This window comes from Nocardia cyriacigeorgica (genome assembly GCF_029868385.1).
In the GTDB taxonomy this organism is placed as follows: domain Bacteria; phylum Actinomycetota; class Actinomycetes; order Mycobacteriales; family Mycobacteriaceae; genus Nocardia; species Nocardia cyriacigeorgica_F.
The window spans coordinates 158,190-166,546 of sequence record NZ_JARWNX010000037.1 but is presented as its reverse complement, the minus strand read 5'-3'; the positions used below and the strand labels follow the sequence as shown (position 1 = coordinate 166,546).

Annotated in this window: 8 protein-coding genes and 1 riboswitch; of the genes, 6 read left to right on the top strand and 2 right to left on the bottom strand. The window is 65.4% G+C overall.

What is annotated here, in order from left to right; translation table 11 throughout:
• Positions 1-765: PLP-dependent transferase (locus QH168_RS08360; protein WP_280233944.1), on the bottom strand; the 765-nt coding region annotated here is incomplete at its 3' end.
• Between the two features lie 87 nt (positions 766-852).
• Positions 853-963, bottom strand: a riboswitch (SAM riboswitch).
• A 291-nt stretch (positions 964-1,254) separates the two neighbouring features.
• Between QH168_RS08360 and QH168_RS08355 the strand changes: the two genes are divergently transcribed.
• Positions 1,255-2,472, top strand: a complete 1,218-nt coding sequence (locus QH168_RS08355; protein ID WP_280233943.1) for an NADP-dependent isocitrate dehydrogenase — start codon at positions 1,255-1,257, stop codon at positions 2,470-2,472.
• Between the two features lie 144 nt (positions 2,473-2,616).
• Here the strand turns inward: QH168_RS08355 and QH168_RS08350 are convergent, their stop codons facing one another.
• Entirely contained in the window at positions 2,617-3,573 is a 957-nt protein-coding gene (locus QH168_RS08350) for an NAD(P)-dependent oxidoreductase (RefSeq protein WP_280233942.1), read from the bottom strand.
• A gap of 66 nt (positions 3,574-3,639) precedes the next feature.
• Here QH168_RS08350 and QH168_RS08345 point away from each other — a divergent pair, with 66 nt between their 5' ends.
• From QH168_RS08345 to QH168_RS08325, 5 genes are all read left to right on the top strand, one after another.
• Positions 3,640-4,647: a helix-turn-helix domain-containing protein gene (locus QH168_RS08345; RefSeq protein ID WP_280233941.1), complete on the top strand. Its 1,008-nt coding sequence runs from the start codon at positions 3,640-3,642 to the stop codon at positions 4,645-4,647.
• 36 nt (positions 4,648-4,683) lie between these two features.
• Complete coding sequence (locus tag QH168_RS08340; protein ID WP_280233940.1) at positions 4,684-5,331, top strand: TetR/AcrR family transcriptional regulator; 648 nt, start codon at positions 4,684-4,686, stop codon at positions 5,329-5,331.
• 428 nt (positions 5,332-5,759) lie between these two features.
• Positions 5,760-6,965: a lipid-transfer protein gene (locus QH168_RS08335; protein ID WP_280233939.1), complete on the top strand. Its 1,206-nt coding sequence runs from the start codon at positions 5,760-5,762 to the stop codon at positions 6,963-6,965.
• Positions 6,966-6,998: 33 nt separating this feature from the next.
• Positions 6,999-7,433, top strand: coding sequence for a type II toxin-antitoxin system Rv0910 family toxin (locus tag QH168_RS08330; RefSeq protein WP_280233938.1), 435 nt, complete (start codon positions 6,999-7,001; stop codon positions 7,431-7,433).
• Between the two features lie 12 nt (positions 7,434-7,445).
• Positions 7,446-8,321 (top strand): MaoC/PaaZ C-terminal domain-containing protein, encoded by an 876-nt coding sequence (locus QH168_RS08325; RefSeq protein WP_280233937.1) that lies wholly within the window; start codon positions 7,446-7,448, stop codon positions 8,319-8,321.
• The last annotated feature ends 36 nt before the right edge of the window (positions 8,322-8,357 follow it).

Here is an 8,357-nt window from a genome sequence, read left to right as displayed (position 1 = left end):
GGGGGTGGTGAACCCCGGGAACCGCGACTGCCCGTCGGTGTCGGTGACACGCCAGTCGAAGCTGCCGCCATCGACGATCACCCCCGCGACCGCGGCACCGTGCCCACCGAGGTATTTCGTGGCCGAATGCACCACGATGTCAGCGCCGTGCGCCAACGGCTGAATCAGATACGGCGTCGCGACGGTGTTGTCCACGATCAACGGCACACCCGCCGCATGCGCCACCGCGGAGATACCGGGAATGTCGAATACCGCGCTGCTCGGGTTGGCGATGGTCTCGCCGTAGAAGGCCTTGGTGTTGGGCCGCACGGCCGCTTTCCACTGCTCGAGGTTGTCGGGATCGTCGACGAAGGAGACCTCGATACCGAGCTTGGGCAGCGTGTAGTGGAAGAGGTTGTAGGTGCCGCCGTACAGGTGCGGGCTGGACACGATGTGATCGCCGGCGCCCGCGATATTCAGGATCGCGAAGGTTTCGGCGGCCTGCCCGGAGGACAGCAGCAGCGCCGCGACCCCGCCTTCCAGGGCCGCGATCCGCTGCTCCACCACGTCCTGGGTGGGGTTCATGATGCGGGTGTAGATATTGCCGGGCTCGGCCAACCCGAACAACGCCGCCGCATGATCGGTATCACGGAACGCGTAGGACGTGGTCTGGTAGATCGGCAACGCACGCGCGCCGGTACTGCCATCGGGGGTCTGACCGGCATGGATCTGCTTGGTCTCGAACGACCAGGAGGCGGTCGGATCGGGCACGGTGTGGTCGGTCAAGGAAGGCTCCAAAGGGTGTTCGCCGGGACTACTGGGTTATCTGTGCGCGAGCGACAAACAACAACAACACATCTCGGTGACCTCCTACATGCGCGCTTGCTCCCGGCTCTCGGGAGCCCGGTCCTCACCCGGAGCACCCCACCGCCGCAGGAGGGTTGCCGTCCAGCTAGCCGGGGCTTGGCACTGGCTCTCATGACCTGACCGACATCGTAACCGGCGAGCCCTTCCGGCTCGAACCCCGGCTTCCTATGCTCGGGATCAGTGACAGGTGACCTGCGGTGGAATCGACGGCGAACCGTAATCCGGCTCACACCCGGCCCTACCCGCGCGGTGAGATGACTACCAGCAGTACGCTTGTCTTGTTTACACCAGACGTCTCGCGGACAACACGAGGCGTATACGTTGTCTGTTGAACAGCTGGGGTCCGCTCACAAGCGTGTTCGCCTGGCCGTGCAATGAGGGCACCATCCTAGGAGGACACGAAGATCCATGTCCAAGATCAAGGTTGAAGGCACCGTCGTAGAACTCGACGGCGACGAGATGACCCGGATCATCTGGCAGTTCATCAAGGACAAGCTGATCCACCCGTACCTCGATGTGAACCTCGAGTACTACGACCTCGGCATCGAGTACCGTGACAAGACCGACGACCAGGTCACTGTCGACGCCGCGAACGCCATCAAAAAGCACGGCGTCGGCGTGAAATGTGCCACCATCACCCCCGATGAGGCCCGGGTCGAAGAGTTCGGTCTCAAGAAGATGTGGCGCTCGCCCAACGGCACCATCCGCAACATTCTCGGCGGCACGATCTTCCGCGCGCCGATCATCATCTCCAACGTTCCGCGTCTGGTTCCCGGCTGGACCAAGCCGATCATCATCGGCCGTCATGCCTTCGGTGACCAGTACCGCGCCACCGACTTCAAGGTGTTCCAGGGCGGCACCGTCACCCTGACGTTCACCCCGGAAGACGGCAGTGAGCCGATCGTGCACGAGGTCGTGAAGATGCCAGAGGACGGCGGCGTCGTCATGGGCATGTACAACTTCAAGAAGTCGATCGAAGACTTCGCGCGGGCCTCGTTCAACTACGGCTTGCAGCAGAACTACCCGGTGTACATGTCGACGAAGAACACCATCCTGAAGGCCTACGACGGCATGTTCAAGGACACCTTCCAGGAGGTCTTCGACGCCGAGTTCAAGAGCCAGTTCGACGCGGCGGGCCTCACCTACGAGCACCGCCTGATCGACGATATGGTCGCCTCCTCCATGAAGTGGGAGGGCGGTTATGTCTGGGCCTGCAAGAACTACGACGGCGATGTGCAGTCCGACACCGTGGCCCAGGGCTTCGGTTCGCTTGGTCTGATGACCTCGGTGCTGCTGACCCCGGACGGCCAGACCTGCGAGGCCGAGGCCGCGCACGGCACCGTCACCCGGCATTACCGCCAGCATCAGCAGGGCAAGCCGACCTCGACCAACCCGATCGCATCGATCTTCGCCTGGACCCGCGGCCTCGAGCACCGCGGCAAGCTGGACAACACCCCCGAGGTGATCGGCTTCGCGCAGACCCTCGAGGACGTGGTCATCAAGACCGTCGAGGGTGGTCAGATGACCAAGGACCTCGCGCTGCTCGTCGGCGGTGACCAGGGCTACCTGAGCACCGAGGAGTTCCTGGCCGCGCTCGACGCCAATCTGGCGCGCGCCATCCGCTGAGCCGAGCCGATCGTCTCGGCGCGACCGCTGTCGGCCGTCGGACGTCTCTACCGAGGCGTCGCGGCCAACAGGCAACGGTCCGGCTGGATACCCGGGCACCCCGCACATCATGCGGGGTGCCCGAAGTGTTTTCGTGGTGGTCCTTCAGCGGACACCGACCGGACGGCCGGAGGTGAGCAGCCCCGAGATGGCGGCGGTGAAACTGTCCGCACCGTGACCGAGTTCGTCCTGCCGGTCGAACAGGCGTTGCAGCGGGTCGATGAGTTCACTGGAGACGCCCTGGTTGTGTGCGGCGGTGCGGATGTTGTCGAGTCCGACACGGTTGGCGGCGAGGTCGGAGAAGTTCACCGGGAACTCCCGTGATTCGATCTCGGCGGCCAGGGTCGGCAGCAGATCCAGCAGTGAGCGCAGCCACGGGAGCAGATGGTCGGCGGTGAAGGTGGTGGCGCCGACGCCCTCGCTGTCCACCATGGCCACCGCCTGGAAGAAGCCGCCGAACAGGCCGTACATCCCGGCCAGTACGGCCATATCGTGCAGTCCGGCCAGGCCGGCGTCGGCGCCGAGGTAGTTCACCATGCCGAGTTCGGCGAGAGTATCCGCATGCCGCTGTTCGGCCTCGGCGGAGCCGCTGTAGAGGAACAGTGTGTCGGCGGTGCCGAGGGTCTGCGGGACGCCGAGGATCGCGCCGTCCAAGAACTGTCCGCCGAGTTCGCCGACCAGGGTCGCCAGCTCGCGGGCCTGGTCGGGGCGTCCGGTGGCGACGTTGAGGACATCGTGGCCCGCCACCAGCACGCCCGCCTCGCCGATCAGTGCGGTCGCTGTCGCGGTATCGACACCCGCGATCACGATCAATTCGCTCGCGGCGATCGCGTCCGCCGCAGAATCCGTGCGCCGCGCCCCGAGTTCATCGAGCTGGGGTGCTTTGCCGGGGGTGCGGTTCCACACCGTGGTCGGATGGCCGTTGCGCAGGAACAGTTCGGCGAGTGCGGCGCCGATCCGGCCGAGCCCGAGGACGGTCACCGAAGTGCGGTTGATGGTCATGATGTGACTCCTGTTGCTGGTGATGTCTGTGGTGTGGGCCCGGCTTCGAGTTTTCCGCATTCAGCGGCGCAGCGTGAGTGGCAGGACTGACGGCAAACGAACGATTACTGCCATAGTCTGGTGGTCATGAGCGCACACGTCGTGGCATTGGCCGTCTCGCCCGGTGAACTGCATCCCTGGGACCTGTACGAACTCGGCGTGGTCGCCTCGATCTTCGGCACACCGCAGCCCGATCTCGCCGATCCCTGGTACGAGCTGCGCGTCTGCACGGTGGAATCGCAGCCGCGGACCCAGCCACTCGGATTCGGCACCTATCTGCGCGCCGAATACGGACGGGCGGATCTGCTCACCGCCGATACCGTCATCGTGCCGTCGGTCGCGCACGATTACCTGCGCGAGGGCGGCACGGTCCCGGCCGAGCTGGTGGACGCGATCACCGCCGCCCATGCCAGGGGAGCGCGCATCGTCGCCCTGTGCGACGGGATCTTCGCGCTGGCCGAGGCCGGGATCCTCACCGGACGGCGGGTCACCGCGCACTGGGAGCATGCGGCGGCGCTGGCCGCGCGATATCCGCGGATCGAGGTCGACGATTCGGTGCTGTATGTCGACGACGGTGACGTGCTCACCAGTGCGGGTATGTCGGCGGCGCTCGACCTGTGCCTGCATCTGGTGCGCCGCGACTTCGGGGCCCTCGTCGCCAATCGGCTCGCCCGGCGGATGGTGATCCCGCCACATCGCTCCGGCGGCCAAGCGCAGTTCGTCGAGCTGTCGGTGCCTTCCTCGGAGTCCGACGATCTCGGTCCGGTACTGGAATGGGCGGTGGCCAATCTCGATCAACCGCTGACCGTGGACACGCTGGCCGCCCGCGCGAATATGAGCCCGCGGACCTTCCATCGGCGGCTGCACCAGTCGAAAGGGGTCACGCCGATGCGGTGGTTGCTCAACCAACGCTTGGCGCACGCGCAATCACTGCTGGAAGCAACGGATTTCGGGATGGAGCGGATCGGTCGGATGACCGGGCTCGGCACGGCGACGAACCTGCGCCGCCACTTCGTGACGGTGGTGGGGGTGACCCCTGGCGAATATCGCCGCACCTTCCGTCGCCGCGAACCGCATATCGTCGCCGCCTCGTGAACATACCGGGCTGAATGTAAAGGTAGAATCGTCCGAATGGCCAGAACCGCACTCTCCAAGCCCGCGCGCCGCACCCAGGAGCAGCGCAGTAGTGAGATGCGGGTCCGGCTGCTCGACGCCACCATCGACTGCCTGGTCGAATACGGTTACGCGGGTACGACGACGCCCCGTGTCGCCGAACGCGCCGGCGTCACCCGCGGCGCGCAGGTGCACCATTTCGGGTCCAAGAACGACCTGGTGGTCGCCGCCATCAGCCATCTGGCGCAGCGCCGGGCCGAAACCGCCATGCGCGATATGGGCCGAGTGGGCAATGTCGACGATCCGGTCGACGCGGCCCTGGAATTCCTCTGGGAACTGCACCAGGGTCCGCTGTTCATCGCCACCGTCGAACTGTGGGTGGCCGGACGCACGGACCCGGTGCTGGCCGCCGCGATGGAAAAGGTCGAGCCGTTCGTCAACAACGCGGTACTGCTCGCGGTCGCGCGGTTCGTCCCGGACGAGGTGCGCCGCAAGGACGCCCGCGATTTCGTCTACACCGCCATGGACGCCCTGCGTGGCATCCTGATCTCGAATTTCATCGATCCCGATCCCGATCGGGCGCGTCGGCGCTGGGGTCGCGCGTGCGCGCATCTGCGCACGATCGCCGAGGCCGCGCTCACTCCGAAGGTGTCTTCGGCTTCGTGAGCCGCCGCCACCGCGGATGCGCCGGAGCAGCGCGACATCCGCGGTGGGGATGATCGGTCCGGGGCATCGGTGTCGGCGCTCCGGCTGATCTCGAACTCCTGACAGCGCGGGGTCCTTTCCTGCCCCACTCGCTCGATGGTGTGGATGGGCTGGGCGGCACTCCTTCTGCTCCGGGGGCATACTGTGCGGCCTCCGTGTGCGTACGTTCCCGGGACGGTCATCGAGGGATGGCTTGTCGTAGCAGCTCGACATGTATGTCCCGATGCTTCGTTCTATCCGAGGTCGAGTGTCCTCCCCGGGGCAGAATCCGCCATGCCCTTGCGTGGTTACATACACACTTGTATGTTTGTAACCGGTCGAGCCGCGGCTGGCGCGGTTACCTGCGAGCGGCTCCGAGGTCATCGGGGTGGCACAAGGTGAGGAGTTCGATGGCGAACAAGGTCTATGTCGTCGGTGTCGGGATGACGAAGTTCGAGAAGCCCGGCCGACGCAAGAACGACGACGGCACCGAGTGGGATTACCCGGATATGGCACGGGAGTCGGGGACCAAGGCGCTGGCCGATGCCGGAATCGACTACCGCGAAGTGGAACAGGCCTATGTGGGCTATGTCTACGGCGAGTCGACCTCCGGGCAGCGGGCGGTCTACGAACTCGGCATGACCGGCATCCCGGTGGTCAATGTCAACAACAACTGCTCCACCGGTTCCACCGCGCTCTACCTTGCGGCGCAGGCGATTCGGGGTGGGCTGGCCGAGTGCACCCTCGCGCTCGGCTTCGAGCGGATGAAGCCCGGTTCCTTGGAATCCACCTGGGACGACCGCGAGCAGCCCATGGGCAAGCACATTCTGGCGCTGGCCGAGATCTCCGAGGTGCTGTTCCCGGTAGCGCCGTGGATGTTCGGCGCCGCCGGTCGCGAGCATATGAAGCAGTACGGCAGCACGCCGGAGCATTTCGCGAAGATCGGCTACAAGAACCACAAGCATTCGGTGAACAATCCGTACTCGCAGTTCCAGGACGAGTACACGATGGACGACATCCTGGGTGCGCGGATGATCTACGACCCGCTCACCAAATTGCAGTGCTCGCCGACTTCGGACGGTTCCGGTGCGGTGATCCTGGCCAGTGAGGATTTCGTGGACTCGCACGATCTGGCCGGGCAGGCGGTGGAGATCGTCGGTCAGACGATGACCACCGACTACGCCTCCACCTTCGACGGCACCGCCAAGAACATCATCGGCTACGACATGAACGTGCAGGCCGCGCGCAAGGTCTACGACCAGGCCGGGCTCGGGCCGGAGGATTTCCAGGTCATCGAGCTGCACGACTGTTTCTCCGCCAATGAGCTGCTGCTCTACGAAGCGCTGGGGCTGTGCGGCGAGGGTGAGGCGGCGAAACTGCTCGACGCCGACCAGACCACCTACGGCGGCAAATGGGTCGTCAACCCGTCCGGCGGCCTCATCTCCAAGGGGCATCCGCTCGGTGCGACCGGCCTTGCGCAGTGCTCGGAACTCACCTGGCAGTTGCGCGGCACCGCCGACAAGCGTCAGGTCGACAACGTCACCGCCGCCCTGCAACACAACATCGGCCTCGGCGGCGCCGCCGTCGTCACCGCCTACCAGCGCGCCCTGCGCTGACACCGATATCCGTACTCGACGAGGAGTAAGACCATGGGCCATATCGACGCCACCAAGAACCTGAACGCCACCCCGGAGGCCGTCTGGGCCGTCGTCTCCGACACCGCCACCTGGGACAAATGGTTCACCATCCATGAGCGCTGGATGGAGGAGCCGCCCGCCACCCTCACTGCCGGCTCCAAACTGGTCGCCAAGATCTTCATGCTCGGCATGGCCAACAAGATCGAATGGGTGGTCGAGAGCGTCGAGGCGCCGAACAAGCTGGTGCTCAGCGGAACCGGCATGGCCGGTGTCAAGGTGCGGTTCACCTTCGAGATCCAGCCGGAGGGTCCGGGCAGCAAATTCTCCGTCGACGGCGATTTCGAGGGTGCGCTGATCAAGGGCGCGCTCGGCAAGGCTGTCGAGAAGGACGGGGCCAAGCAGTTGGACAAGACCCTCGAGCAGCTCGACGCGCTGGCGTCGGCCTGATCGGGCGCTCGCATGACGACCGAAACAGCAGGCAAGAGCATCGAATTCGACGACTCCGGCCTGAACGTATGGTCCGATGAGGAACGTTTCGAGGTCACCGCGGAACGGATCGCCGAATACGCGGCCGCCACCAACGACCCGATCCCCGAACATCTGGCCGGTACGGTCGCCGCACCGGTGTTCGGCATCGTCCCGGTCTTCGAGGCCATGATGATGCCGGTCATCGATGTGGTGCCGATGGACATCTTCGGGCGGGTCGTGCACGGCGAGCAGGATTTCCATTTCCATCGCCCCATCCGCCCCGGTGACAAGCTCGTCTCGCGGGCCAAGGCCATCGGCTACGAGGGCCGCGAGAACGGCACCACGATCACGATCTTGATCGAATGCCGTACCGAGGACGGCGAACTGGTCAATGAGCAGTACCTGACCGCCTTCTTCCGCAATATCGATGTCGGTACGAAGGTCGGCGAATCGGCGCCCGCGCACAAGTTCGATCCGGCGCTGGCCGAACAACCGCCGCTGGCGACGGTCGCCCATCACGTCGATCATGACCAGACCTATCGGTACGCGCCCGCCTCGGGTGATCCGGTTCCGCTGCACCTCGACGAACAGGTGGCCAAGGACGCGGGTCTGCCCGGCATCATCGCGCATGGCCTGTGCACCATGGCGATGTCGTCGTGGGGTGTGCTCACCTCGGTCGCCGAATCCGATGTGCATCGGCTGAAGCGCTTCGCGGTGCGGTTCTCGAAGATGGTGTTCCCCGACGACGATCTGGAGACCCAGATCTGGCGGGTCGGCGCCGAGGACGGCGCCACCACCTACGCCTTCCGTACCGCGCGCGGAGCGGACCTGGTACTCACCGACGGGCTCGCCGTCGTCGCCGACTGATCACGTCGTCGCGGTGCCGTGACCGGTTCGCGGCGC